This window comes from Sphaerisporangium sp. NPDC049457 (genome assembly GCF_055586705.1).
This window is the reverse complement of record NZ_JBVJHR010000029.1, coordinates 32009-57904: the sequence shown is the minus strand read 5'-3', so window position 1 is coordinate 57904 and position 25896 is coordinate 32009. Positions and strand designations below refer to the sequence as shown.

Genomic DNA, 25896 nt, shown 5'->3' with positions numbered 1-25896 from the left:
GCACCCATCGCCGCGGCGGTCCAACGGCCCGCCGCGGCGATCGCGTTTTCCACCGGGCCGAAGTCAGGCCGCGGATCGTTCGGCGAACGGCCGGCGGCGCAGGGCGGTGTCGGCCAGCGACTGCGGGCGCCAGGCGCCGTCCGGGTGGTAGATGTCGGTCCCGGGTGGCACGATCTCGTCGATCCGGTCGAGGGTCGCGTCGTCGAGGGTGAGTGAGGCGCCCTTCAGCAGCGCCTCCAGCTGGTCCATCGTCCGCGGTCCTATGATCACCGAGGTGACGGCGGGATGCGCCACGGTGAAGGCCACGGCCAGCTCGGGCAGCGAGCACCCGATGTCGGTCGCGACTTCGACGAGCTGTTCCACGATCTCCAGCTTGGTGACGTTCACCGGCAGCGAGGGATCGAAACGCGCCGGCATCATCGCCGCGCGGCCGGTGGTCAGATCGATGGGCTGCCCCTTGCGGTATCTGCCGGTCAGGAAGCCCGAGGCCAGCGGGCTCCAGGTCAGCACGCCCATGCCCAGCCGCCGGCAGACCGGCAGCACGGAGGTCTCGACGCCCCGGGCCAGCAGCGAATACGGCGGCTGCTCGGTCCTGAAGCGCGTCAGGCCGCGGCGCTCGGCGACGTGGTGCGCCTCGACGATCTCCTCGGCGGGGAACGAGGAGCAGCCGAAGGCCCGGATCTTGCCTTGGCGTACGAGGTCGCTCAGCGTGGAGAGCGTCTCCTCGATGTCGGTCGTATGGTCGGGGCGATGGATCTGGTAGAGGTCGATCCAGTCGGTCCGCAGGCGCCTGAGGCTCTCCTCGACCTCCTTGACGATCCAGCGCCGGGAGTTGCCGCCGCGGTTCGGGCCCTCTCCCATCGGGAAGTGCACCTTGGTGGCGAGCACGACGTCGTCCCGGCGGCCTCTCAGAGCCTTGCCCACGATCTCTTCCGACTCGCCCGCCGAGTACATGTCCGCGGTGTCGACGAAGTTGATCCCCTGATCGAGGGCGGCGTGGACGATGCGGGCACACTCGTCATGGTCGGGGTTGCCTATGGCGCCGAACATCATGGCGCCGAGGCAGTGGACGCTCACTTCGATGCCGGTGCCACCGAGGACGCGGTAGCGCATGATCAGGCTCCCTTGGTAGTCGCGATGAGATGATCGTGGCGCGACTCTAGGTTCTAGAGTCGGCTCTAGGGCAAGCCCCTACTGTGGAGGGCATGCCAGAGATCACACGCGATCTGAGCATCGGACAGGTCGCAGAACGCACCGGCCTGAGCGTGCACACGCTGCGCTTCTACGAGCGTGAGGGAATCCTCGCCAACCCCGTGAGCCGTGGCGCCGGCGGGCATCGCTCCTACAGCGAGGACGACGTGGAGTGGCTACGGCTCTGCATCATCTTCCGCGCTTCCGGCATGCCCCTCCCCGTGATCCGCCAGTACACCGACCTCGCCAGACAAGGGGCCGGCACAGTGGAAGAGCGGCTCGCGCTGCTGCGCCGCCACCGGGAAAGCGTGCTCGGCCGGATCGACGAGCTGAACCGATGCCTGGACCTCATCGACTTCAAGGTCAGGGTGTACGAAGACCACCTCGAACATGGCCCCGCCGACCATGACCCCATCGTGGAAACCTGCGACGTGGCATCCCCACCAGACCCCGCGTAACAGCCGCATGGACCCACATGGAGGTGGGCATGGGGGTGCCCTCGTCCGCCCGGGTGGTCGTCGGGGCCGGGGGACGAGGGCGTGGGGCCGGGCTTGTGAGGGAGGGGGAGCCGGGTCGGTGAGGGGAGGTCAGGACTCGGGGTTGGAGGCGCCAGCGCCTGTGAGGGCGGGGGGTTCGGGGGTGGCGGCCTGCGCGGGCGCGTTGGCGGGGGTGGCCGGGATGGCGTGGCGGGACCGGGTGCGGGAGGAGGCGAAGCGGCGCATGATGGGCGTCTCCACGAAGTGGAACATCGCCGCCGCGATGCCCAGCGACACCAGGAACAGCAGCGCGATGATGCCGATCGCCGCCGGGGTGCTGTAGCTCTTGCCGCCGGTCAGCCACATCGAACCGAAGATCAGCACGAGCAGGTGGCACATGTAGAACGCGAAGGACACCTCGCCCAGCCACACCAGGACCCGGTTGCGCAGCCGGCTCGGCCTGCGGTTGACGTCGCCGATGGCGGCGTTGGCGATGATGAGGCCGAGCGGGATCACCGTGGCCGCCGCCTGGGGGTAGGTCAACGGCAGGTGCGGGGCGACGACATAGGCGAAGACGGCCAGCGCGACCGAGCCGCCGAGGCCGAACGGCACCCGCCTGCCGGTGATGACGATGCGGGCCAGGATGATGCCGAAGACGAACTCCAGCAGCCGCACCGGCGGGAACTTGGAGGTGAACCAGAACTCCAGGTGCGCCGACTGCGTCCACGGCTGGTACATGCCGCCGGCGCCCGGCAGCAGGGTGGCGACGAGCGGGACCAGGAAGATGGCGGCCACGACGACCCCCGCCCACGCCCACAGCCGTTCGGGCCGGATGCGGCCGATGTAGCGGACCAGGAACGGGAACAGGAAGTAGAAGAACGCCTCGTTGGACAGCGACCAGGAGACGGAGTTGTAGGCGGTCCAGGTCTCCAGCCCCGGGACGAACGCGTGCAGCAGGGTGACGTTCAGCAGGGTGCTCCAGCCGCTGAACGTCATCTTCATCACCGTGGCGAACAAGATGGCGGCGGCCACGAAGGTCAGCAGGTGGTTGGGCCAGATCTTGAAGATGCGGCGCCGCCAGAACTTCGAGGTGGTGTCACCCGGCCGCATCGACCAGGTGAGGACGAAACCGCTCAGCAGGAAGAAGAAGCTGACGCTCGCCCAGTTGCCCTCCCAGAAATAGGAGGCGTAGGTGCCGGGAACGGGCATCATCTGCCAGTCCTTGGCGGCGAACACCGTCGTGCACAGGGCGTGGAACGAGAAAACGCATATGGCGGCCAGGAACCGCATTCCCGTGAGCGAGGGAAGCTGCGGCTGAACGACGGCGGGACGAGCCTCGGCCGGTCTCAACGATGAATCCGTCATGTGACGTGCCTTTCGACGTTCGGGCTCACTGGGACTCGATCGAGCGGGTGACACCGAGCGGCCTCGCCACGGGCGGGCGGCCACTTTCCACGAGCCGGTAGCACAAGCGTGGCGTTTCGCGGTGCGGCGCACATATTCCGTATTGCGCAGTTGCCCGCGCGACGGCGTCGCAAGGCGGCGGATCACGGCGGGAGCGGCACGCCGCAATCCAGAAGATGCGGCGCGGAAAGGCGGCGGAGAACGATGTGGCGGTGTGGGCCGCGTGCTCACTTCCGCGGTGTTCCGGTGCCCCGGTCCGTCGGCGACCGCCGGCCCGCGCGCGACGAACGTAAGGAGATGGCAGTGTCTCACCCGGACAGATGGGATCTGGTCTACAAACGCGACGATCTGACGGTGAGCGAGATCCGGGACGCGTCTTCTCCTGGCCTCCGGCCGGGCGAGGTGCGGCTCGCGGTCGAGAACTTCGGCCTGACCGCCAACAACGCCACCTACGCGCGTTTCGGCGAGTCCGACATCCCCTTCTTCGACGCCTTCCCCGGCCCGGAGGGATACGGCCGCGTCCCCGTCTGGGGGCACGCCAGGGTCGAGGAGTCCCGCCACCCGGAGATCGCCGTCGGCGCGCGCTACTTCGGCTACCTGCCGATGTCCACCCACCACGTGGTCGCGCCGCAGGTCACGCCGCGCGGGTTCGCCGACACCACGCCGCAGCGGCATTTCCTGCACCCCTGGTACTGGCACTTCGAGTCGGCCGCGGAACCCGACGCGCTGGACGAGCGGCGCACGCTCATCCACCCCGTCTACCCGGCGGCCTACAACCTGGCCGACATGCTCCAGCGCCAGGCGCAGGCCGGCGCCCGCACGGTCGTGCTGACCAGCGCCTCCAGCAAGGTGGCCGTCGGGCTGGTCGAGGAGGCGGCGGCGCGCGCCCTCGGCCTCACGACGGTCGGGTTCACCTCGGAGCGCAACGCCGCGTTCGTCGGCGGCCTCGGGCTGTACGACACGGTCGCCTCCTACGAGGACCTGGCGTCGGTCACGGTCGACGGCCCGGCCGTGTTCGTCGACCTCACCGGTGAGGCCGCACTGCGGCTCGCCGTCGCCGACCGTTTCGCGGACGACCTGGTCAACACCACGCTCATCGGCTTCACCCACCCCGGCGCCCAGGTGCCGCCGCCGCCCGGCCTGCGCGGCCCCGCGGCGGAGGTGTTCTTCACCCCGGCGGTGGAGTGGGCGGTCGCCGAGGCGGAGGGCCCGGAGAACTACTACGCCCGGTACGCCGCGTCCGAGACGCGCTTCCTCACGAGCACGACGTCGTGGCTGACCATCGAGCACGCGCAGGGGCCCGAGTCGATCGTCGAGGTCTTCGGCGACGTGCTCGCCGGCAAGCAGCCGCCGGACCTCGGCTACGTCCTTCGTCCCTGATGCCGGGACCGGGCCGGCGGGGCCACGGCGATGGCCCCGCGGCCCGGGCGCGGCCACCTCGGGGGAGAACCGCAGCGGCTCGATGCCGGGCCTCGTCAGCAAGAGGAGAACAACCGTGACACTGGATACCGACAAGGCCGGCGTCCCCACGGGCCTGGCCGACCCGCCGGCCCGCCCGCAGCCGACGGCCGCCGCTTCCCGCCCGAGCAAGTCATGGTGGCGCCGGCCCTGGATCGCTCCGCTGCTGGTCGTCGTCGTGGCCTACCTGATCTACCAGATCTCGCCGTACGTGCCCGAGAGCAAGGCGCCGACGCCGCCGCACGACGGCTTCCCGGCCTACTACCCGCTGCTCGTGGTGCACATGATCTGCGGCACCGTGGCCATCCTGACCGCGTGCTTCCAGGTGTGGCCGTGGCTTCGCAAGAAGCACCCGGCCGTCCACCGCGCCAGCGGCCGGCTGTACGTGCTGGGCGCGGTCGTCGGCGGCGTCATCGGCCTCATCCTGGTGCCGTTCGCGCCGCCGGTCGGCCAGATCGGCGTCGCCGCCGCGACGAGCCTGTGGATCGTCTTCACCGTGACGGCGGTGATCTGGGCGCGCAAGGGACGCATCGACCTGCACCGCAGGTTCATGCTCTACAGCTTCGCGATCATCATGAACAACATCTGGGGCGTGCTGATCGTCAACGTCCTGATGCGGCTTCCGGTCGAGGTCGGGTTCACCTACATGCTGGAGGCGGCGCGCTGGACCGGTTGGGTGTTCAACCTGATCCTGGTGCAGATGTGGCTGTACCACACCGAGGGCCGCAAGATCGGCGTCCCGGCCGGGCGTTCCTGACGCCTGGGCGCCTGAGCCGCGATCGTCGTCCGCCGGACGGCCGGCGGGGGAGACCCCGCCGGCCGTCCGGCGTTCTCGCATGTGAGGACCGCTCCGCGTCACCGCCCCGACGCGCCGCACGGCGGACGGGACGCGCCGCACGGCGGGACGTGCGCGCGTATGACGACCGGCGCGGGGGCGCGGACGGCGAAGGGCCGGCGGTCCGCATGGGACCGCCGGCCCTTCACGCCGCGGGAGGGCGGGCTTTCGTCAGCTGTCGATGAGCGTGCAGTGCGCCGGCCGGGGGCCGTTCACCAGGCAACGCCGGCCGTACTCCGCCAGCAGCTCCTCGGCCTCCTTGGCCGCCTGGGTGAAGCGCTCCACCGGGTCGGCGCCGAGCGCCATGATGTCCTCCAGGGCGTACATCATGGCGTGCTGGATCTGCGCGAAGTGCCCCACGATCGGCGTCTCCGCGCCCGGCACTCCCGTCGTCGAGTTCAGCTGCTCGGTGGTCACCCGGTGGTAGGGGTGCTCGTCGTACCAGCCTTCGCGTTCGAGCAGCGCGGCCGCCGCGTTCGTGACCGGCGCCGAGCCGTACACCTTGTGCCATTCGGCGGCGTTGCGCGGGTTGTTGAGGTACTGCATGAAGGCCAGCGCGCCGTCGCTGGTCTCCTCGTCCAGCCCGTCGCGCAGCCAGATGCCGTCGCCGCCGATCCAGTTGCCGGCGAACGGATGGTCGGCGTTGTACGGAGTCGGGGTGACCGCGACCTCGAAGCCGTGCTCCTGCCCGGCCTTCACCATGTACGGCGCCTCGAAGGAGGAGCTGAACCGGAAGACGACCCGCTGCTCCCTGAACGCCTGCGCGCACCCGGCCCAGTCCTCCAGCTTGCCGCTGTGCAGGAAGTGGCCGTTCCGGTGCAGGCGCGACCACCACAGCACGAAGGCCATCATCTGCGGGGACAGCAGGTCGACGGAGGTGGCGCGTCCGTCGCGGCCGTTGTTGCCGTCGGTCAGCAGGCCGCCCTGGTGGGCGAGCATCTGCTGGAAGAACTTGCCGTCGTTGGCCCAGCTGATCCGGTGCGGCGGGGCGTTCTCCATGCGGGCGATCGCCGCGCAGGCCGCCTCGACCTCCTGGAAGGTGCGCGGCACCTCCTCGATCCCGGCGGCGCGCAGCAGCGTGAGGTTGGTGTACATGTGCATCGTCGACAGGGTCATCGGCATCGCCGCGAAGGTCCCGTCGATGGTGTAGAAGTTCCGGCCGGCGATGACCATGTCGTCCAGCACGACGGGCTGGCCGAGGATCTCCGTGCGGCCGGCGATCGCCTTCTCGACCGAGGTGAACAGCGGCCTGCCGTCCTTCGTCAGAGTGTCGCGGGCGAGCTGCGTGGCGCCGCTGTAGTAGGAGGCGATGGTCGGCGGGCGGCCCTCCAGCGCGGCCTGGGCGACGTCCGCGGCCAGATTCTGGAAGTAGGAGCTGCCCACGTTTATCCGATAGCGCGGGTAGAGCCGTTCGAACTCCCGTGCCCGCTGTTTGATCGGGTCCAGGAAGTTCGGGAACGTGTATCCGGAGAACCAGGCGTCGATGACGATTTTCCCGGAGCGGTCCGCCTCACTCACGTGCTCGTCCTTTCGTCGAATTAACGGCGGTGAAACCCGCGCAGCCGTAACGGCCCGGCCGCCTTCCGTGCGGCGGCAGGGTCGTGCGAGAGGTGGGACGGCCATTTCCTTCAAACGGCGGTGCGTCGGCGTCCAAATGCCCATGCTGCCCCCCGCCCGACCCCGCTGCATCTCGCCCCTTGCGCTTTCCCCGAAAGCAACGCGGCTCGGGGCGCGGCGGTGTCCTGAGGAGGAAGGAGGGTGAGGAACGAGCCCGGATGACGACGAAGGGCGCCGCCTCAAAGGCGCCCCGGGCCCGCCGAGCGGAGCGAGGCAAAAGCAACACAGCACATCGAAAGATGCGGCGGTTTATTGCCGATTGCAGGCTTGTGGGGAGCCGAGCCGACCATGACTCGGCCGGGCGGCGACGTCGACGCGGCCCGGCCGCCACTGGAGGAACGAATATGACCGACCTGCAGAGTCACGGCCATCCCAACGGGGCCGTCGCCGCCGTTACCTCCACGGCGGGAGGACAGCAGCAGACCGTCCTCGGAGCCTCCACCATCACCCGGGACGACCCCCGCTACGACAGCATGCTGCGCGGCACCAACCACCGCTTCGTCGGCAGCCCTGACTACGTGCGCGTGGTGACGACGACCGAGCAGGTGGTCGCCGCCGTCGACGAGGCGGTCGCGGCCGGCAAGCGCATCGCGGTGCGCAGCGGCGGGCACGGCCTGGAGAACTTCGTCGCGAACTCCGAGGTGAAGGTCCTGCTGGACATCTCGGAGATGACGGCCGTCTACTACGACAGCGGCCGCCGCGCGTTCGCCATCGAGTCCGGCGCGACTCTCGGGCACGTCTTCCGCGTCCTGTTCAAGGGGTGGGGCGTCACGATCCCGGCCGGCATGTGCCCCGAGGTCGGCGTCGGAGGGCACTTCGCGGGCGGCGGCTTCGGCCCGCTGTCGCGCAGTCTCGGCGCGGTGGTCGACTATCTGTACGCCGTCGAGGTCGTGGTGGTCGGCGAGGACGGCCGGGCGCGGGCGGTCGTGGCCACCCGTGAGCCGGGCGACCCGCACCGGGACCTGTGGTGGGCGCACACCGGCGGCGGCGGTGGCAACTTCGGCGTTGTGACCCGCTACTGGATGCGCAGCCCGGACGCCGTCTCCTCCGATCCGGCCGAGCTGCTGCCCAAGGCGCCGGCGGCGACCCGCAGCGGCCTCGCCATCTGGTCGTGGGAGGGCATGCCGGAGGAGGGCTTCACCACGCTGCTGCGCAACTTCGGCACCTGGATGGAGAACAACAGCGCCCCGGGCACGCCGGAGGCCAAGCTGTTCCCGTACTTCCACGGCACGCACAAGGACACCCCGCCCGGGCTGATGGTCGGCGCGCTCATCGACGACGGCGTGCCCGGCGCCGAGGCCCTGATGACGGCCTTCCTGGACGACATGGCCGCCGGGGTCGGCGTGGAGCCGGCGATGCGGTTCCAGGAGGTGCAGCCCTGGCTGTACGCGGCGTCCTACCCGGGTTACGGCGACCCGGGCAACCCGGGGGTGCGCCGCTTCAAGATCAAGGCCGCGTACCTGCGGAAGGGCTACAGCGACGCGCAGATCGCCGCCGTCCACAAGCACTTCACCGGCGAGGTGTACAACCCGACGCAGGTGCTGCTCGTCGGGTACGGCGGCCAGGTCAACACCGTCGCCCCCGACGCCACGGCCACCGCGCAGCGCGACTCGATCCTCAAGGCGGCCTACCTGGGCGCCTGGGCGAGCGAGGCCGACGACGACAGGAACGTGGGCCTGATCAGGGACCTGTTCCGCGACATCTACGCCCACAGCGGCGGCGTCCCGGGACCGGACGAGCTGAGCGACGGCGCCTACATCAACTACCCGGACGCCGACCTGGCCGACCCGGAGCTGAACACCTCCGGCGTCCCGTGGCACACCTTGTACTACAAGGACAACTACCCCCGCCTCCAGCAGGTCAAGAAGCGCTACGACCCGCGGAACGTGTTCCGCCACGCGCTGTCCATCAGGCTCCCCGAATAGCCCTCCTCCCTCCCGGGCCGGGCCCGCGCTCTCCTGTGGGACGCGAGGCCGGCCGGCCGTCTCCGGCGGCCGGGTCGCCCCGCCCGTCCCGCTCGCGGGTGCCCGCGCACCCTGATCAGCACCACCGACAAGATCTTGGAGTCATTCATGGAGAGTCGCTGCCCCGTCGCCCTGGACATCACCGGCAAGGACATCCACGCCGAGGCCGAGCACCTGCGCTCGCTCGGCCCCGCGACCCTGATCGAGCTGCCCGGCGGCGTCACGGCGTGGGCGATCACCGACTACGAGGTGCTGCGCCGGGTGCTGACCGACACGCGCGTCACCAAGAGCGCCCGCGCCCACTGGCCGGCCTTCACCAACGGCGAGATCCGGCCCGACTGGGAGCTGATCAGCTGGGTCGCCATGGACAACATCTCGACCTCGTGGGGCAGTGACCACAAGCGGCTGCGCCGCCTGGTCGGCAAGGCGTTCACCCCGCGCCGCATCGAGGCCATCAAGCCTCTCATCGTGCAGCTGACCAACGAGATCCTCGACGCCCTGGCCGCGACCCCGCCCGGCGAGGTCGTCGACCTGCGCCAGCAGTTCGCCTACCCGCTGCCCGCGCGCCTGGTCGCCGACATCATCGGCATGGACGAGACCGCGCTCGCCAAGACCGCGCCCGTCATCAACATGATGGTGGACACCACGGTCAGCCCCGAGGTGGCGCACGGCATCCTCATGGGCTGGCGGGACGCCATGTCGGAGTTCATCGCCTCCAAGCGCGCCAACCCGGCCGAGGACATCACCAGCGACCTGATCGCCGCCCGGGACGACGAGGACGGCGGCAAGCTGACCGAGGGCGAGCTCACCGACACCATCTTCGCCATCCTCGGCGCCGGGTCGGAGACCACGATCAACTTCCTCAGCAACGCGGTCACGAACCTGCTCACCCACCCCGACCAGCTCGAACTGGTGAAGTCGGGGGAGAAGACCTGGGACGACGTGATGGAGGAGGTGCTGCGCGCCGAGGCCCCGCTGGCGAGCCTGCCGCTGCGCTTCGCCGCCGACGACGTCGACCTGGACGGCGTGCTGATCCGCAAGGGCGACCCGATCCTGGTCAACTACCTCGCCGCCGGCCGCGACCCCAAGGTGCACGGCGAGAGCGCCTGCGAGTTCGACATCACCCGCGCGGACAAGGAGCACATCTCCTTCGGCTACGGCCCGCACTACTGCCTGGGCGCCGGCATCGCGCGCCTGGTCGGCGCCATCGGCCTGTCCACGCTGTTCGAGCGCTTCCCCGACATCAGCCTCGCCGTCCCGGCCGAGGAGCTCCAGCCGCTGCCCACGTTCATCATGAACGGCCACCGCAGCCTGCCGGTCCGCCTGCACGCCCGGGTGCCGGCCGAGGCGCACTGACCGCACCCCGCGGCCGTCCGGCCGCGGGCGAAAGGCCGCGCCCACCGCACGCGGCGACAGGCCACCCTCCGCACAGCGACAGGAAGGAAAGCACGTGACCGAGACCACGACCAGCTCGACGCCGACGCTGCAGGAGGTGTCGATCACCCGCGTCTTCGACGCGCCGCGCGAGCTGGTGTTCGACGCGTGGACGGTGGCCGAGCACTTCACGCACTGGTGGGGCCCGGAGGGCACCACGGCGCCGCTCGCGGACATCGCCATCGACGCCCGGCCGGGCGGCCACTGGAAGGCCACCATCGTCATGGAGGCCACCGAGGAGACCGAGCGCGCCGAGCAGCCGTTCTTCGGCGTGTACCGCGACCTGGTGCGCCCGGAGAAGATCTCCTTCACCCTCGGCGACCCGCTGGACCCCGAGTTCCTGGAGCGCAGCGCGCAGGGGGAGGGCGAGGAGCTGATCACCGTGACCTTCGCCGAGCGCGACGGCGGCACCGAGATGTCCTTCCTCCAGGTCGGCTACCTGCCGGCCGAGACGGTGCCGCTGGCCGTCGAGGGCTGGGGCAGCTTCTTCAACTGCCTGGAGGTCTACCTCAGGACCAAGGCCTGACGGGACGGAGGACGTCGTGCGGAAGGTGATCCTGGCCATGTTCGTGACCCTCGACGGCTTCATCGAGGGCCCGGCCGGCGAGCTGGACTGGAGCAACGACATCTTCGGCGACGACATGGAGGAGTACGCCGAGGAGCAGATCGACGAGGTCGACACCCTGCTGCTGGGACGCAGGACCTACGAGATCTTCGCGGCGGCCTGGCCGGAGCAGACGGGCGAGTTCGCCGACAAGATCAACGGTCTGCCCAAGGTCGTCTTCTCCCACACCCTCCAGGCCGCCGGGTGGAACAACACCCGGGTGGTCGCGGGCGACGTCGCCGAGGAGATCGCCGGCCTCAAGCGACGCCCCGGCAAGGACATGCTGATCTACGGCAGCGCCGAGCTCGCTCAGAGCCTCATGCGGCTCGGCCTGATCGACGAGTACCGGCTGTGGGTCCACCCCGTCGTCCTCGGCAACGGCAAGCCGCTGTTCGAGAACGTCAAGGACCCGATCGACCTGAAGCTCGTGGACACCCGGGTGTTCGACTCCGGTGTCTGCGTCCTGCGTTACCGGCCGGCGTAGCCACCGGGCCGCCGGCCGGCCCCCACCAGACCCCTCCGGCGGCGCGCTCCGCGGCCGGGCGAGCACCGCGGCGGAGCGCTCCGCCGAGAACCCGCACTCGGGTACCGCTGCCCGAGAACCGTTGTCGAGAACAGATGGAGGCCGGCGTGAAGGTTGGCTTGGAAATCGGGGACTTCACCTGGGAGGGCGGCCCGGCCCGGGTGGCGGACACGCTCGTCGAGATCGCGCAGTCCGCCGACGACGCCGGCTTCTCGCTCATCGGCGTGGGCGACCACGTGTGGCAGGGCCCGCACGCGGGCGGCCCCGAGGCGCCCATGCTCGAATGCTTCACGACGCTCACCCTGCTCGCCGCGCACACCCGGCGCTGCCGGCTGGCGCCGATCGTGGCCGGCGTCCACTTCCGCCACCCGGGCGTGCTGGCCAAGACGGTGACGTCGCTGGACGTGCTGTCCGGCGGGCGGGCGATGCTCGGCCTCGGCGTCGGCTGGTACGAGGACGAGGCGCTCGGCCTCGGCATCCCCTACCCCTCCCTCGCGGAGCGGTTCGAGATGCTGGAGGAGACGATCCAGATCTGTCACCGCATGTGGGACGGCGAGCGCGGCGACGAGCGGCCGTACGAGGGCGGGCACTACCGGCTGGCCCGGCCGCTGAACCTGCCGCAGAGCATCACCCGGCCGCACCCGCCGATCCTCATCGGCGGCGGCGGGGAGAAGAAGACGCTGCGCCTGGTCGCCAAGTACGCCGACGCCTGCAACCTGTACCCGGGCCCCGACCTGCCGCACAAGCTGGACGTGCTGCGCGGCCACTGCGAGGCCGAGGGACGCGACTACGACGCGATCGAGAAGACGGTGATCTTCCCGTTCGACGTCGGCGACGACGGCGCCAAGGCCGGGGAGCTGGCCGAGACCCTGCGCGGGCTCGCCGGACTCGGCGTGGACACCGCGATCGGCATCATCGGCGGCCCCGAGCCGGTCCGCCAGGTGGAGATCATCGGCAAGAAGGTCGTCCCGGCCGTCGCCGACGCCTGACCGGTCCTGCCGTTCTGTAGCTGCCTACGTGGAAGGAGCGCCCGAGAGATGTGCGGGATCGCGGGGTCGATGGCCCTCCGGGACGGCCGTGCCATCGACGAGCCGGCGCTTGCGCGGATGACCGAGACGCTGGAGCACCGGGGGCCCGACGCCGGCGGCAGCTTCTTCCACCAGGGCGTCGCCCTGGGGTTCCGCCGGCTCAGCATCATCGACCTGCACGGCGGCGACCAGCCGATGTTCAGCGAGGACGGCCAGGTCGCGCTCGTGTGCAACGGCGAGATCTTCAACCACCGCGAGCTGCGCGCCGAGCTGCTCGCCAAGGGGCACCGGTTCCGCACCGACTGCGACGTCGAGGTCCTGGTCCACCTGTACGAGGAGGAGGGCACCGAGCTGCTGCGCCGGCTCAACGGCCAGTTCGCCTTCGCCATCTACGACCTGCGCCGGCGGCGGCTGTTCCTCGCCAGGGACCACGTCGGCATCCTCCCGCTGCACTACGCGCGCACCGCCGGCCACTTCGTGTTCGGCTCGGAGGCCAAGACCGTCCTGCGGCACCCCGGCGTCGGCCGCGAGGTCGACCTCACCGGCCTGGACCAGGTGCTCACCTTCCCCGGCCTGGTCAGCCCGCGGACGATGTTCCGCGGCGTCAGCAGCGTGCGCGCCGGCCACTACCTGCTGGTCGAGGACGACGACGTCCGCGAGGTCCGCTACTGGGACCTTGACTTCCCGCTCGCGGGAGAGGCCGCGCCGGCCCGGCCGGACGAGCACTACACCGAGACGCTGCGCGACCTGCTTACCGCGTCGGTGCGCCGCCGCCTGCAGGCCGACGTCCCCGTCGGGTTCTACCTCAGCGGAGGCCTGGACTCCTCGCTGATCGCGGCGCTGGTCGGGCGGACCACCCCGCCCTCGCACTCGTTCTCCATCACCTTCCCCGACGCCGCCATCGACGAGTCGTCCTACCAGCGGCTCATGGCCGAGAAGGTGGCCTCCCGCCACCACGAGACCGAGTTCCACGCCGCCGACATCACCGACGAGCTCCAGCGCATGGTCTGGCACGCCGAATGCCCGGTGAAGGAGACCTACAACACGTGCTCGCTGGCGCTGTCGGCGCTGGCCCGGCGCAACGGCGTCAAGGTGATCCTGACCGGCGAGGGCTCCGACGAGCTGTTCGGCGGGTACGTCGGCTACCGGTTCGACCGGTTCGGCCGCGGCGGCGGCACGGGCAACGGCCTGGACGAGGCGCTGGAGGACGACGTCCGCAGGCAGCTGTGGGGCGACCCCGGCCTGTTCTACGAGCGCTCCTACCACGCCTGGCGCGAGTCGAAGATGGACATCTTCGCGGAGGGCGTACGCGAGCGGTTCGAGGAGTTCGACTGCCTGCGCCACCCGCTGGTCGACAAGGACATGCTGGCCGGTCGCGACCGCCTCAACCAGCGCTCGTACCTGGACTTCAAGCTGCGGTTGTCGGACCACCTGCTCTCCGACCACGGCGACCGCATGTCGCTGGCCAACTCGGTCGAGGCCAGGTACCCGTTCCTGGACGTCGACGTCATCGAGTTCGCCACCACCGTGCCCGCGCACCTGAAGGTCAACGAGGCGGGCGAGAAGTACGTCGTCAAGCAGGTCGCCCAGGGGCTCGTGCCACCGGAGATCATCTCCAGGGAGAAGTTCGGCTTCCGGGCGCCGGGCAGCCCCCACCTGCTGCGGCGGAACGTCGAGTGGATCAACGACATGCTCTCCCACGAGCGCGTCAGGCGGCAGGGCTTCTTCGACCCGGCCGTCGTGGACCATCTCAAGGCCCGCTATCTGCGCGAGGGATTCGACGTCCACCCCCACCTGGGGGACGACCTGCTGCTGGTCGTCCTGACGTTCGGCATCCTCCTGGACACCTACGGGCTGGCCGACCACGCATAGACCCCGGGGGGCGGATCGGACGAGCGTCCCTGGCAGAGAGGAAGGAAGCAGGATGGCCTTCGAAGCGATCCAGTCGCTCGTAGGGCGCGCGATCGAGCGGTTCCCCGAGCGGGTGGCCGTCGAGTGCCCGCAGGGGCGGCTGACGTACGCGGAGCTCTCCGCCCGGGCAGACGATCTGGCCGGCGCGCTGCGTGCGGCCGGAGCGGGCCCCGGGGCGCTGATCCCCGTCCTCGCCGAGGACCGCAGGGAGGTCATCGCCGCGCTGCTCGGGATCCTCCGCATCGGCGGCGTCTTCGTCCCGCTGGACACCGCCGCCTCCCACGCGCGCCTGACCCAGATGATCGAGGACACCGCGCCCGCGTGGGCCGTCGTCGGCACGGGCGCGGACGCGCTCGCCGACGCGGTGCTGACCGCCGCGGCGCCCGGCGCCGAGCGGATCGCCGCGGGAGCGACGGACGGCGGGCAGCCGGCCGGGACCCCGTACGAGCCGGGGCCCGACGACCCCTGCTACGTCTTCTTCACCTCCGGCTCCACCGGGCGGCCCAAGGGCATCGTCGGCCGGCTGTCCGGCATCGACCACTTCATCCGCTGGGAGACCGAGCTGCTGGAGGTCGGGCCCGGGTGGCGGGTCGGCCACCTGACCTCGCCCGCGTTCGACGCCATGCTGCGCGACGTGTTCGTCCCGCTCACCACCGGCGGCACCGTGTGCGTCCCGTCGCAGGACACGCTGCTCGACCCCTCGGCGCTGACCCGCTGGATCGACGAGGAGCGCGTCGACCTGGTCCACTGCGTCCCCTCACTGCTGCGCGGCGTCATCCGCGAGGCCGCCGCCGGCGAGTACGAGCTCGCGTCGCTGCGCTGCGTCGCGATGTCGGGGGAGAAGCTGCCGCCCGCCGACGCCGCGCGGCTGTTCGGCCGCTTCGGGCGGCGGATCAAGCTGCTCAACCTGTACGGGCCGACCGAGACGACGATGACGAAGACGTACCACTTCGTCACCCCCTCCGACGCCGAGCGGCCCTCCATCCCGATCGGCCGGCCCATGCCGGGCGCCGAGGTGCTGCTGCTGAACGGCATGGGCCGGCCCGCGGAGCCGGGCAGCGTCGGCGAGATCTACCTGCGCACCCCCTACCGCTCGCTCGGCTACCACCGGCAGCCCGAGGCCACCGCCAAGGCGTTCGTGCCCAACCCGCTCACCGGCGACCCGGGCGACATCGTCTACCGCACCGGCGACTACGCCCGGCTGCTGCCCGAGGGCGTCTACGAGTTCCTCGGCAGGAAGGACCACCAGGTCAAGATCGGCGGCGTCCGGGTCGAGCTCGGCGGCGTCGAGAGCGTCCTTCGCGAGCACCCCGCCGTGGCCGACGCCGCCGTGGTGGCCGCCGAGGAGGAGGGCGGCGTGCCGTACCTGTGCGCGTTCGTCGAGCTGTCCGGCCCCGCCGAGCCGCAGGAGCTGCGCGACCACGTGCGCGGCCGGCTGCCCGACAGCGCCGTCCCCGCCGTCCTGGTGCCGCTGGCCGAGCTGCCGCGCACGATCAGCGGCAAGATCGACCGCAAGGCGCTGCCCACCCCGGTGCTGCGGCGCGAGATGCCCGGCGAGGACCACCTCCCGCCGCGCACCCCCACCGAGCTGGCCGTCGCGCGGGTGTGGCAGAGCATCCTGCCCGTCGACGACCTGGACGTCCGCGAGAGCGTCTTCGAGGTCGGCGGCAGCTCGCTGGTCGTCTTCGAGCTGCTGTCCCGGCTGGGCGCCGAGTTCGGCGTCGAGGTGCCGCTGCAGGAGTTCCTCGCCTCGCCGACCATCGAGTCCCTGGCCGCGCTCATCGAGAACGCCATCCTGAGCCGGGACGCGCCGCTCGACGACTTCTTCGTCTCACTGACCGACATCGGCGCGCAGGACACCGCAGAGGTGCTCGCGCGCGAGAGCGGGAGCTGACATGGCCGGATCGATCCGATGGACGGCGCCGCACCTGCGGCCGTCCGTCGAGCAGACGCCGTCGGACCAGGACACGCCGCCGGGCCAGGCGCCCGAGCTCGGCCCCGAGCAGGCACGCCTGCTGGAGCAGGAGGTCGAGGCCGCGCTCATGCGGCAGGACGGCGTCGCCGACTGCGCGGTGGTGTTCCAGGGCGTGGACGGCGGCGCCGGCGCCCGCAACTGCGTGCGGTGCGGCATCACCGACCGCTACCCCGGCATCGCGTTCGACGAGGCCGGCGTGTGCAGCCTGTGCGCCATGTACGCCGAGAACAAAGAGCGCATCCACGAATTCTTCGGCGAGCCGGAGGAGATGGTGGGCCACATCAAGGCGCGCTCGCGGGAACGCGGCTCCGACTACGACTGCCTGCTGCTGTTCAGCGGCGGCAAGGACAGCACCTACGTCCTGCACCAGCTCGTGGACCTCGGCCTGCGGGTGATGACGTTCACCTTCGACAACGGCTTCATCTCCAAGACGGCGCTGAACAACGTCGAGGAGATCACCGGCGAGCTCGGCATCGAGCACGTCACCATGACCCGCGCCGACCAGAACAAGATCTTCCTGCAGAGCCTGGAGCAGCACAAGAGCGTGTGCAACGGCTGCTTCCGCTCGCTGCTCGACCTCAGCACCGAGCTCGCCCACCAGCGCGGCATCCCCACCATCGTCACCGGGCTCTCGCGCGGGCAGATCATCGACGAGCGGCTGTCGTGGTTCTACCAGCAGGGCGTGTTCGACCCCGTGGAGATCGAGCCGAAGCTCGCGATCGGCCGCCGGATCTACCACCAGACCGGCAGCGCCATCGCGGCGGCGGCCGTCGACTCGGTCGAGGTGGTCGACTACTTCCGCTACTCCGACGTCACCAAGACCGGCATCCGCGAGTTCCTGCAGCGCCGCTCGTCCTTCTGGTCCCAGCCTCAGGACACCGGGTTCTGCAGCTCCAACTGCATGATCAACGACGTGGGCGTGTACGTGCACAACCAGGAGCGCGGCTACCACAACTACGAGGCCCCCACCCGGTGGGAGGTGCGCGTCGGCCACCTGGAGGTCGCCGAGGCCGACGAGGAGCTGCGCGCCCCGGTCAACACCGCGCGGGTCAAGAGGATGCTCGCCAAGATCGGGTACGCTGACCCCGCCGACCGCGACCGGCTGGGCAGCCGGCTGGTCGCCTACTACGTGCCGCGCGGGCCGATCGACGGCGACGAGCTGCGCGCCTCGGTGGCGGCCGTCGTGCCCGACATCCTGGTGCCCGAGCAGTGGGTGGCCGTGGAGGAGATCCCGCGCGCCGCGGGGGCCGTCGTACGCGAGGCGCTGGCCCCGCCGCGGCCCACCCGGTTCGGCACCGACATCGGCGAGGAGCCCGAGCCGCCCAAGCCCGTCGTCGCCGGCGACCTGACCGTCCCGCTGACGCCGGTCCAGCGCGACTACCTCGACCGGCATCCCGCCGACGCCGAACGCCGGGCGCGCGCCCTGCTGCTGGAGCTGCCGGGACGCCCCGACGCCGCCCGCGTCCGCAAGGTGGCCCTGCAACTGCTGCTGCAGCACGACGCGCTGCGCGCCCGCCTGGTCGGCGGCGGCGGTGACGGCGGTGGCGGCGAGCGGCGGCAGCGCGACGGCGGCGTCGGCGCCGGGCTGCCGGTCATCGGCCTGGACCTGTCCAGGCTGGACGAGGCCGCCGAGCCGGGACTGCTGCGGGCCGCCGTCGACCGGATGCGCGCCCGGCTCAGCCTGACCGACGGGCCCGTGCTGCAGATCGCCCTCATCGACCGCGGCGCCCGTCCCACCTGGCTGCTGCTGGTGGTCCACGAGCTGGTCGCCGACACCCCGTCGTGGCGGCTGATCCTGGACGACCTGTGCACGGCGTGGGCGCAGGCGGAGGCCGGGGCGTCCGTCGAGCTGCCCCCGGCCGCGTCCTTCCTGGCCGCCGCCGCCACCCTCCCCGAGGGCGCGCCGGCCGCGGTGCCCGCCGGGTGGACCGCGAGCGCCGGCGACTGCATCCTCCCCGGATGCTCCGCCGACGCCGCCGACACCCCCACCCGCACCCGTGTCACCGTCGCCGACCTGGCCGGCGCCGACGCCCCGGACGCGGGCAAGGTGCTGTCGGCCATCGCCACCGTGCTGACCGAGTGGCTCGGCGGCGAGTTCATCACCATCGACGTGCAGGACCACACCGCCGGCGGCGACCGCGACCTGGGCGTCCGCCAGGTCGGGCCGCTCACGCCCGTCACCAAGGCGATCGTGTCCGCCGACGGGCCCTGCGGCATCGCGCCGCGGTCCAGCGCCGCCGCGCGCATCAGGTACGACCACTTCGGCGACCTGTCCGGGCTGCTCCCCGCCGGGGCGCCGGTGACGCTCGCCGCGCGCGATGAGGTCGACTTCACCCTCATGCCGAGCACCCGCCCGTACGTGCTGTCGGTGAACGGAGCCGTCCAGGACGGGCGCCTGCGCCTGGACTGGTGGTGCGGCCCCCAGCTGTACGCGCTGCTGCGCGAGGCGGACATCCCCCGCCGGGTCGCCGGGCTGCTGTCGCGCGCCGGCACCGAGGTGACATGAGAACCGGCGGACGGGACGGCGAGGACCGGATGGAGACGCAGGCGCCGCCGCCCCTGCCCCCGCTGCGGCCGACGCTCGGCGTCCTCGGAGGGATGGGGCCCTCCGCGACGGCCGAGTTCCTGCGCCTGCTCGCCGCCCGGGTCCCCGGGACGACCGACCAGGAGCACCCGAGGATCCTGATGCTGTCCGACCCGACCATCCCCGACCGGACGGCGTCGGTGCTCGCGGGCAGCGACGCGCCGCTGCCGCCCATCAGGGACGGCCTGGCCACGCTCGCGGAATGGGGCGCCGACCTGCTGGCGGTGCCCTGCAACACCGCGCACGTGTACCTCGACCGGCTCGCCGGGCTGCTGCCCGCGCCGGTGGTGCACATCGTCGACGCGACGCTGGAGGAGGCCGGCCGCCGCAGCCCCCGCGGCGGCTGGCTCGCCGCGACCACCGGAACGGTGGTCAGCGGCCTGTACCAGCGGCGCGCCGAGAAGCTCGGCTACCGCCTGCTATTGCCCGGCAGCGGCACCCAGCAGGCCATCCACCACGCCGCCACGCTGGTGAAGGCCGGGCGGGCCCACCAGGCGGGAGCGCTGCTCGGCACGGTGGTGCGGGGTCTGTGGCACCGCGAGGACGTTCCGGTGGTGGCCGCCTGCACCGAGCTGCCGCTGGCGTACGCCGCGGCGTTCCTGCCCCCGGACATGATGATCTCCAGCCTGGACGCGCTCGCCTCCGCCTGCGTGAGCCGCCTGTACCACCCGGCGGGCGCGGCGAGGCGATGAGCGCGGACACCCGATGGGAGGACGGCCGATGAGCGCGGGCATCCGATGGCGGGAGGACGGCCGACGAACGCCGGGAGACCGATGGGAGGAGGACCGCCGATGAGCGCCGGCATCCGAAGGCGGGAGGACCGCCGATGAGCGTCCGTCAACAGGTCCGCCGCGCGGAGGCGGGGACGTGGACGGCCCCGCTGCGGGCGGCCGGCGGCGAGCCCGAGGGTCGCATCGTGGTCTTCCCGCACGCGGGCGCCGGGCCCAACGCCCTGATGCCCCTGCTCTCCGTCCTCCCCGACACCTACGACGTGCTCGGCGTCACGCTTCCGGGCAGGGAACGGCGCTTCGGCGAGAGCCACGAGACCACCCCCGACGACCCCGGCGCCGTGGTGGACGGCGTCCTCGCCGAGCTGACCGGCCTGCCGTCCTGCCCCACCGTGTACTTCGGCCACAGCATGGGTGTGTCCATCGCGGTCGCCGTGGCGCTGGCCGCCCCGGACGCGTGCGCCAGGCTCGTGCTGAGCGCCCACCCGCCGGCCGGCGTGAAGTACGAGCGGGAGGCGGCGTGGAACGACGCCGTCCTGCTCGACGTCGTCAGGCTGGGCGGCGGCACCCCGCCGGAGATCCTGGACAGCCCCTTCTGGCGCACGTACGTGCTCGCCCTGCTGCGCTCGGACCTCACCCTGGCGGCCCGCCTGGTGCGGCGCAACCTCGGCGGCCGGCTCACCATGCCGCTCACCGTGCTCGGCGGCGACCGGGACGAGCTCGTCTCCGTGCGGGACCTGGTGGCCTGGCAGGAACGCGCGGACGCCGGAGCCCGCATGCGGGTGTTCCCGGGCGGTCACTTCTACCTCCTCGACGAGCCCAACCGCGAGGCCGTGGCCGCCGAGATCACCGGTACGTCTCTGACCTGACCCACCGACGGTCTCCGACCTGACCCACAGGCCTGCCATCTCGTCCCGGCCCCGGGAACCGCCGCCCGTCTCTCGCGGCGGAAGCACGCACGAATGCGCGGGCGCGGACGCGCGGGCGCGGGCGCGAGGGAAAAGACGCGCGCAATTCGGGATGCGGCGGAAACTGCGCAATCGGTGAGATGCGGCGGGGATTCGGCGGACCGAAGCTGGTGGCGTCGACCAATTCGTAAGGAGCACTCTATGGTCGTGTCAGAGAAAGCGGGTAACCCCGCCGGAGCGGCCCCCAGCGCGGTGCGCCGGTATTTCCCGCACCTGGAGGGAATGCGAGGGCTCGCGGCCCTGGGGGTGCTCGTTCTCCACGTCGCCTTCAGCGCCACTCAGATGCGGTGGACCGAGGCCCCGGGCATGGAGGAGACCGGCAACGGGATATGGAGCGTCCTGCTGAACCAGCTGCAGGTCAGCCTTCCCATTTTCTTCACCCTTTCCGGCATGCTGCTATATCGCCCCTTCGCTCTGGCCACCATCGCCGACACGCCGACGCCCCGGGTGAAGCCCTATCTCTGGCGGCGCGCGCTGCGATGCCTTCCGGCCTATTGGGTGCTGATCGCGGTCGTCCTGGTGACGCTCAACCGGGACAACATCCACGGCGTCTGGGACGTCGTGCGGCCGTTCCTGCTGCTGCAGATCTACCAGGAGAACGCCTGGGTCCTCGGCGGTGAGCAGACCTGGAGCCTCGCGACCGAGATCGCGTTCTACTTCGCCCTCCCGGTGATCGCCTGGATCCTGCACAAGATCGCGCGCCGGGCCGCCACCCCCGCCGCCCGTGTGCGCCGCATCCTCATCTCGCTGTCCCTGATGATCCCCATCAGCATCGCCTGGACCGCCTGGACGCACCTGCCGTCGTTCGGCGCCTGGCCGATCGAGGGCAACTGGCCGATCGGCTGGGTCGACTTCATCGCCACCGGCATGATGCTGGCCACCCTCTCGGCCGCCGCGCAGGTGTCCATGGACCACGTGCCGGGCGCTTACCGCGCCGCCTACAAGTGGCCGCTCGCGTGCTGGGCCGGCGCGCTGGTCGCCTACCTGATCGCCTGCGTCTCGCCGTTCGGCGACCCGGGCAGCGCCAACTACCCCGGACTCGCGCAGGGCGTCGTCGAACACGTCGCCTACCTGGCCTTCGGGTTCCTCGCCGTGACCCCGCTGACCCTGCCGAAGCTGCGGTCGCGGTTCATCGAGGCCGTGGTGACCAACAAGGTGATGCTGTTCCTCGGCCGCATCTCCTACGGCGTGTACCTGTGGCACATCGCGATCATCTACTTCTGGCACGGCAACCTGTTCCGCGCCGGCAACTTCGGGGTGCTGCTGCTGGTCACCCTGGTGGGCAGCGTGGCCTGTGCGACGGTGAGCTTCTACCTCATCGAGAAGCCGGCCATGCGGCTGCGCGAACGCCTCGGCAAGGCCCCCAAGGAGCCCAGCGTCGTCACCCTGCTCCCCGAACTCCCCGACCCCGGCCCCGGCCCGGCCCCCGAGGAGAAGGTGCCCACCCCCGCCCCCGCCCGCTGAGCGCGGCCAGACCCATCTACACGAAGCGGCTCCCGGCGCGCCCACACGGCCGCCCCGGGAGCCGCCGCCCGTCCCGGGAAACGCCCTCGCTGCGCTCGGACAGCGCTCATCGGGGCTCCCGCCCCAACCCCAAGGCAAGCGGCTCCGCCCCGCACCCTCGGCCCCGCGTTTCGGTCGAGGAGCTGCCGGCTGCGAAGAACACCCAGCCGATCCGCTCTCTGGACGACCTCGCCGCCGACACGTTCGAGTCCGGGAGCTGCCTCATATGGTCGCCAGTACGGTCCGCCGGTCTTCGCCGGCGACCGGGGCGCCGTTCGACAGGGTCGACAGACGTTCGACGAGCCGGGCGCTGACGTCGGTGCCGTCGCCGCCGCGCAGCGTGCCGACCAGGTGGAGCGCCTCCTGCCACGCCGCCTCGGCGCCGTCCCGGTCTCCGGCGGACCAGTGGAGCAGTCCCAGCGCCTCCAAGGCCGAGACCTGCCACAGGACGAAACCGTTGTCGCGGAACACGGTGAGTGCCTGCAGTATGGGCGGCCCGGCCAGGTGCCGCCGGTCGCTCGCCGCGTACACCTGCCCGAGCGCCAGCAGCAGACGACCGTGCAACACCGTGATGCGCAGCGGGCGAGCGATGCCCAGCGCGGTGGTGAGCTGCGCCTCCGCCTCGGCCATGTCGCCCATCCGCGCGGCCGTGCGGCCCAGCGTCAACCGGACGAGCATCTCACCGATCCTGTCGCCGACGGCCTGGGTTCCGGCCAGCGCGGGGCGGAGCGCCTCCATCGCCCGCGCCCACTCGCCACGCTCCAGATGAACCTCGCCGAGTCGTTGCAACAGCATGAGCTTCATACGCCGGTCGATGCGGTCGCCCGCGATGGCGAGTCCCTCCAACAGCGGGGCCTCCGCGCGATCGAGCCGGCCCTGGCCGATCTCGATCAAGGCGATTTTGTAGAGGATGTGCAGTTTGGTGGTCAGGTCGTCGATGGGAGCGATCAGACGTTGTGCCGTGCGGAAGCCGTCCGCGGCTTCGTTGAGCCGGCCGAGGGAGAGCATCGCGCCGGCCGTGCCGCGGACGGCCATCGCCTGGCCGTGCCGCTCGCCGATCGCCTCGAAGAGCCGGGTCGCGGTGGCCATGTGCCGCAACGTCGTGTGCGGGTCGGCATGAAAGGTGGCCAGTTCGCCCAGCGCCAGCTCCATGACGGCCTCCCCGCGCCGGTCCCCGGAGCGGCGGGACGCCTCCAGGGCGGTCGTCGCGCTGTGGAGCCAGTCGTTGAAGTGCGCCCCCAACTCGAACAGGGTGAGACTCGCGTTGGCGATGTCCCAGCACAACTCGATGAGCCCCGCCCGGGCGGCCTGCGCGACCGCGGCCACCAGCAGCGCGCGTTCGCTTTCCATCCACCGCAGCCCGTCGGACAGCAGTGCGCCGACCGAGGCCGAATCGAGCGGCACCCGGGTGGCGTTGCTGTGGATGATGCTGTCGTTGGGGCCGCCATAGTACCACCGATGCGCCTCCTCGGCCAGATGCAGCAGGCAGCCGAGCAGCCGGACCAGGGCGGCATGCCGGTCGCCGGCCGACTCGTCGGCGGCCAGCCGCTCGCGGCTGAACACCCGCAGCAGCTCGTGCATCCGGTAGCGCGGGCCCCGTTGCTCGTCGCCGCTGACCTCGACCAGACGCGCGGCGACCAGATCCTCCAGCACTTCGGCGGCGTCGTCCATGGTCGTGCCGAGTAGCGGCGCCGCCACCCAGGCCGCGAAGTCCTCCACTTCCAGGATGCCGAGCCGGCGGAACAACCGGCGGGCCGGCGCACTCAGGCCGTCGTAGGACAGCGCCATGCTTGGACGGACCGCGAGGTCGCCGTGAGCCAGTTCGTCGAGGCGGCGGCGCTCCGACTCCAGCCGGGCCGCGAAGCCGGAGAAGGTCCAGTGCGGACGGGCGGCGAGCCGGGCGCCGACGATGTGCAGCGCCAGCGGCAGGCCCCCGCACAGGTCGACGAGGTTCCGCGTCGCGTCGGCCTCGTCCGCGCCGATGCGGCGACCCGTCAGACGGAGGAGAAGCTCGACGCTCTCAGGCGGCCCCAGGACGCCGACGTCGACGTGCAGCACATCGTTGAGGCCGGTCAGGCGCGGCCGGCTCGTGACGATGGCCGCGCAGCCGGGCGTGGCGGGAAGCAGATCGCGGACGTCGCCCTCGTCGGCGGCGTCGTCGAGGACCAGCAGCAGCCGCCGGCCCGCGATGACGGTCCGGTACAGCGACAACCGGTCGTCGATCTCGTCCGGGATGTCCGCGCCCGGCACACCGAGACCGCGCAGCAGGCGTTCGAGCACATCGACGTCCGTCCATCGACGGCGCCGGCCGCCCCCGCCGAATGTCACGTACAGCTGCCCGTCCGGGAACCGGTCGCTGATCAGGTGCGCCACGTGGATCGCCAACGCGGTCTTGCCGGCGCCTCCCGGTCCGTTCAGCGCGGCGACGGGTGTGCTCGTGGCCTCCGACAACAGATGCGCTCGCACGCGCGCGACGACATGATCTCGCCCGGTGAGGCCGCCGGCGAACCGGGGCAACTGCCTCGGCACCGCCGACGCGACGGGTGACGTGGCGGGTGAGGGGGACGGCGGCTCCGCCGACGGCGCGGTCCGCCGGCCGGCGTCGTGCTCCAGGATCGCACGCTGCATATCCTGCAGCTGTGGACCCGGCTCCACACCCAGCTCCTCGACGAACAGATCCCGGGCCCGGCGGTAGGCGGCGAGCGCGTCAGCCGTACGTCCGGCGCGGTACAGCGCGGTGATGTGCTGGCGCAGCAGCCGCTCCCGCAGCGGATGCCGGACGAGGAGCGCCGCCGCCTCCCGGCAGACCTCGTCGACCCGGCCGAGCGCCAACAGCGCGTCGAACCAGTCCTCCGCCGCGGCGCACTCCGCCTCGGCGAGACCGAACGTCATCTTCTGGACGAGCGCGCTGTCGACGTCGGCGAGCGGCCGTCCACGCCACAACCCCAACGCCTCACGCAGGAACCGCTCCGCCCTGGCCGGATCGCCGGGCAGGTGTTGCCGGCCGGCTGCGACAAGCGCTTCGAACCGGCTCTGATCGACCTGCCGGTCGTCGGCGAACAGGCGGTAGCCCGGCCGCCGGGTCTCGATGACGTCGCCGGCGCCGGCCCGCGCCAGACATCGGCGCAGCAGCGAGATGCACGTCTGGACCTGCTGGTGGCACGTCGACGGGGGGTCGTCGGCCCACACCGCCTCGATGAGCCGATCGCGCGAGACGATCTGGTTCCGCTCCAGCAGCAGCATCGCCAAGGTGGTGCGTTCGCGCGGGCCGCCGATCACCTGTTCCACACCGGCGGCCTCGACTGTCAGGGGCCCGAGTATCCGAAAGTCGATGGGCGGGGCATCGGCCGAACGCTCATAGGCGTCGATCACCACAGGGGCACAATAATACCGATATCAGTCGCCATCCAAGGGGCGGCCGGAGGCGGCGTCAGGGCCGAGGCGTACCGGGGACCCCTCACGGCGCCGGTCGCCCACTGGCGGCGATGTCGAGCGCGGCGCCTGGTCGCGGACCTCCGTCATCCCGCCCTCACCTGCGCCGACGGCGACCAAGAGCCGATCAGTAGGCGCCGAGAAGCCCGTCGGTAGCGGCCGGTGTCATCATCGAGCCGCACGGGGGATGCCGCCCCGGACGAGAGCACCTGCCGGCGAGCGACGAAGGGAACCACGTGAAAATGCGGTGCCACCACCTGG

General features: G+C 71.5%; 18 protein-coding genes. 14 read left to right on the top strand and 4 right to left on the bottom strand.

Features of this window, described 5'->3' with window-relative positions:
* Window positions 1-63: 63 nt before the first annotated feature.
* The gene (locus ACZ6QO_RS34990) at window positions 64-1113 is read right to left on the bottom strand and encodes an aldo/keto reductase (protein WP_465857325.1); all 1050 of its coding nucleotides are present in this window, start codon (window positions 1111-1113) and stop codon (window positions 64-66) included.
* A 92-nt stretch (window positions 1114-1205) separates the two neighbouring features.
* On the opposite strand from ACZ6QO_RS34990, the gene ACZ6QO_RS34985 reads away from it, so the two are divergent.
* Window positions 1206-1649: a MerR family transcriptional regulator gene (locus ACZ6QO_RS34985; protein ID WP_465857323.1), complete on the top strand. Its 444-nt coding sequence runs from the start codon at window positions 1206-1208 to the stop codon at window positions 1647-1649.
* 129 nt (window positions 1650-1778) lie between these two features.
* On the opposite strand, the gene ACZ6QO_RS34980 is transcribed toward ACZ6QO_RS34985, so the two are convergent.
* Entirely contained in the window at window positions 1779-3032 is a 1254-nt protein-coding gene (locus ACZ6QO_RS34980) for an acyltransferase family protein (protein ID WP_465857321.1), read from the bottom strand.
* Between the two features lie 342 nt (window positions 3033-3374).
* On the opposite strand from ACZ6QO_RS34980, the gene ACZ6QO_RS34975 reads away from it, so the two are divergent.
* Together ACZ6QO_RS34975 and ACZ6QO_RS34970 are read left to right on the top strand one after the other, a co-directional pair.
* Window positions 3375-4451, top strand: a complete 1077-nt coding sequence (locus ACZ6QO_RS34975; protein ID WP_465857320.1) for a DUF2855 family protein — start codon at window positions 3375-3377, stop codon at window positions 4449-4451.
* Between the two features lie 115 nt (window positions 4452-4566).
* A complete protein-coding gene (locus tag ACZ6QO_RS34970; protein ID WP_465857318.1) occupies window positions 4567-5286 on the top strand; it encodes a DUF2306 domain-containing protein in 720 nt (239 codons plus the stop codon).
* 249 nt (window positions 5287-5535) lie between these two features.
* Here the strand turns inward: ACZ6QO_RS34970 and ACZ6QO_RS34965 are convergent, their stop codons facing one another.
* Window positions 5536-6882 carry an extracellular solute-binding protein gene (locus ACZ6QO_RS34965; protein ID WP_465857316.1) on the bottom strand — a complete coding sequence of 449 codons (1347 nt, stop codon included), beginning with the start codon at window positions 6880-6882 and terminating at the stop codon, window positions 5536-5538.
* A 443-nt stretch (window positions 6883-7325) separates the two neighbouring features.
* Between ACZ6QO_RS34965 and ACZ6QO_RS34960 the strand changes: the two genes are divergently transcribed.
* From ACZ6QO_RS34960 to ACZ6QO_RS34910, 11 genes are all read left to right on the top strand, one after another.
* The gene (locus tag ACZ6QO_RS34960) at window positions 7326-8906 is read left to right on the top strand and encodes an FAD-binding oxidoreductase (protein ID WP_465857314.1); all 1581 of its coding nucleotides are present in this window, start codon (window positions 7326-7328) and stop codon (window positions 8904-8906) included.
* A 147-nt stretch (window positions 8907-9053) separates the two neighbouring features.
* Window positions 9054-10301, top strand: a complete 1248-nt coding sequence (locus ACZ6QO_RS34955) for a cytochrome P450 family protein (RefSeq protein ID WP_465857312.1) — start codon at window positions 9054-9056, stop codon at window positions 10299-10301.
* A gap of 94 nt (window positions 10302-10395) precedes the next feature.
* The gene (locus ACZ6QO_RS34950; RefSeq protein WP_465857310.1) at window positions 10396-10905 is read left to right on the top strand and encodes an SRPBCC family protein; all 510 of its coding nucleotides are present in this window, start codon (window positions 10396-10398) and stop codon (window positions 10903-10905) included.
* Window positions 10906-10921: 16 nt separating this feature from the next.
* Entirely contained in the window at window positions 10922-11467 is a 546-nt protein-coding gene (locus tag ACZ6QO_RS34945; protein ID WP_465857308.1) for a dihydrofolate reductase family protein, read from the top strand.
* Window positions 11468-11613: 146 nt separating this feature from the next.
* Window positions 11614-12495 (top strand): LLM class F420-dependent oxidoreductase, encoded by an 882-nt coding sequence (locus ACZ6QO_RS34940; RefSeq protein ID WP_465857306.1) that lies wholly within the window; start codon window positions 11614-11616, stop codon window positions 12493-12495.
* Between the two features lie 48 nt (window positions 12496-12543).
* Complete coding sequence (asnB, locus tag ACZ6QO_RS34935; RefSeq protein WP_465857304.1) at window positions 12544-14406, top strand: asparagine synthase (glutamine-hydrolyzing); 1863 nt, start codon at window positions 12544-12546, stop codon at window positions 14404-14406.
* A gap of 52 nt (window positions 14407-14458) precedes the next feature.
* Window positions 14459-16339, top strand: coding sequence for a non-ribosomal peptide synthetase (locus ACZ6QO_RS34930; protein ID WP_465857302.1), 1881 nt, complete (start codon window positions 14459-14461; stop codon window positions 16337-16339).
* A gap of 1 nt (window position 16340) precedes the next feature.
* Window positions 16341-18926 (top strand): condensation domain-containing protein, encoded by a 2586-nt coding sequence (locus tag ACZ6QO_RS34925; protein ID WP_465857300.1) that lies wholly within the window; start codon window positions 16341-16343, stop codon window positions 18924-18926.
* On the top strand, window positions 18923-19696 hold the full coding sequence (locus ACZ6QO_RS34920; RefSeq protein WP_465857298.1) for an aspartate/glutamate racemase family protein: 774 nt from the start codon (window positions 18923-18925) through the stop codon (window positions 19694-19696). Before ACZ6QO_RS34925 ends, ACZ6QO_RS34920 begins: the two co-directional genes overlap by 4 nt.
* A 134-nt stretch (window positions 19697-19830) precedes the next feature.
* Window positions 19831-20601 (top strand): thioesterase II family protein, encoded by a 771-nt coding sequence (locus ACZ6QO_RS34915; protein ID WP_465857297.1) that lies wholly within the window; start codon window positions 19831-19833, stop codon window positions 20599-20601.
* Window positions 20602-20841: 240 nt separating this feature from the next.
* Entirely contained in the window at window positions 20842-22164 is a 1323-nt protein-coding gene (locus tag ACZ6QO_RS34910) for an acyltransferase family protein (RefSeq protein WP_465857295.1), read from the top strand.
* Between the two features lie 261 nt (window positions 22165-22425).
* On the opposite strand, the gene ACZ6QO_RS34905 is transcribed toward ACZ6QO_RS34910, so the two are convergent.
* Window positions 22426-25578 (bottom strand): AfsR/SARP family transcriptional regulator, encoded by a 3153-nt coding sequence (locus ACZ6QO_RS34905; RefSeq protein ID WP_465857293.1) that lies wholly within the window; start codon window positions 25576-25578, stop codon window positions 22426-22428.
* Window positions 25579-25896: the final 318 nt, after the last annotated feature.

Coding starts and splice junctions, on each gene's coding strand:
- ACZ6QO_RS34990 (WP_465857325.1), bottom strand. CDS start 1,113: ATGCGCTACCGCGTCCTCGGTGGCACCGGCATCGAAGTGAGCGTCCAC.
- ACZ6QO_RS34985 (WP_465857323.1), top strand. CDS start 1,206: ATGCCAGAGATCACACGCGATCTGAGCATCGGACAGGTCGCAGAACGC.
- ACZ6QO_RS34980 (WP_465857321.1), bottom strand. CDS start 3,032: ATGACGGATTCATCGTTGAGACCGGCCGAGGCTCGTCCCGCCGTCGTT.
- ACZ6QO_RS34960 (WP_465857314.1), top strand. CDS start 7,326: ATGACCGACCTGCAGAGTCACGGCCATCCCAACGGGGCCGTCGCCGCC.
- ACZ6QO_RS34955 (WP_465857312.1), top strand. CDS start 9,054: ATGGAGAGTCGCTGCCCCGTCGCCCTGGACATCACCGGCAAGGACATC.
- asnB (WP_465857304.1), top strand. CDS start 12,544: ATGTGCGGGATCGCGGGGTCGATGGCCCTCCGGGACGGCCGTGCCATC.
- ACZ6QO_RS34930 (WP_465857302.1), top strand. CDS start 14,459: ATGGCCTTCGAAGCGATCCAGTCGCTCGTAGGGCGCGCGATCGAGCGG.
- ACZ6QO_RS34925 (WP_465857300.1), top strand. CDS start 16,341: ATGGCCGGATCGATCCGATGGACGGCGCCGCACCTGCGGCCGTCCGTC.
- ACZ6QO_RS34920 (WP_465857298.1), top strand. CDS start 18,923: ATGAGAACCGGCGGACGGGACGGCGAGGACCGGATGGAGACGCAGGCG.
- ACZ6QO_RS34915 (WP_465857297.1), top strand. CDS start 19,831: ATGAGCGTCCGTCAACAGGTCCGCCGCGCGGAGGCGGGGACGTGGACG.
- ACZ6QO_RS34910 (WP_465857295.1), top strand. CDS start 20,842: ATGGTCGTGTCAGAGAAAGCGGGTAACCCCGCCGGAGCGGCCCCCAGC.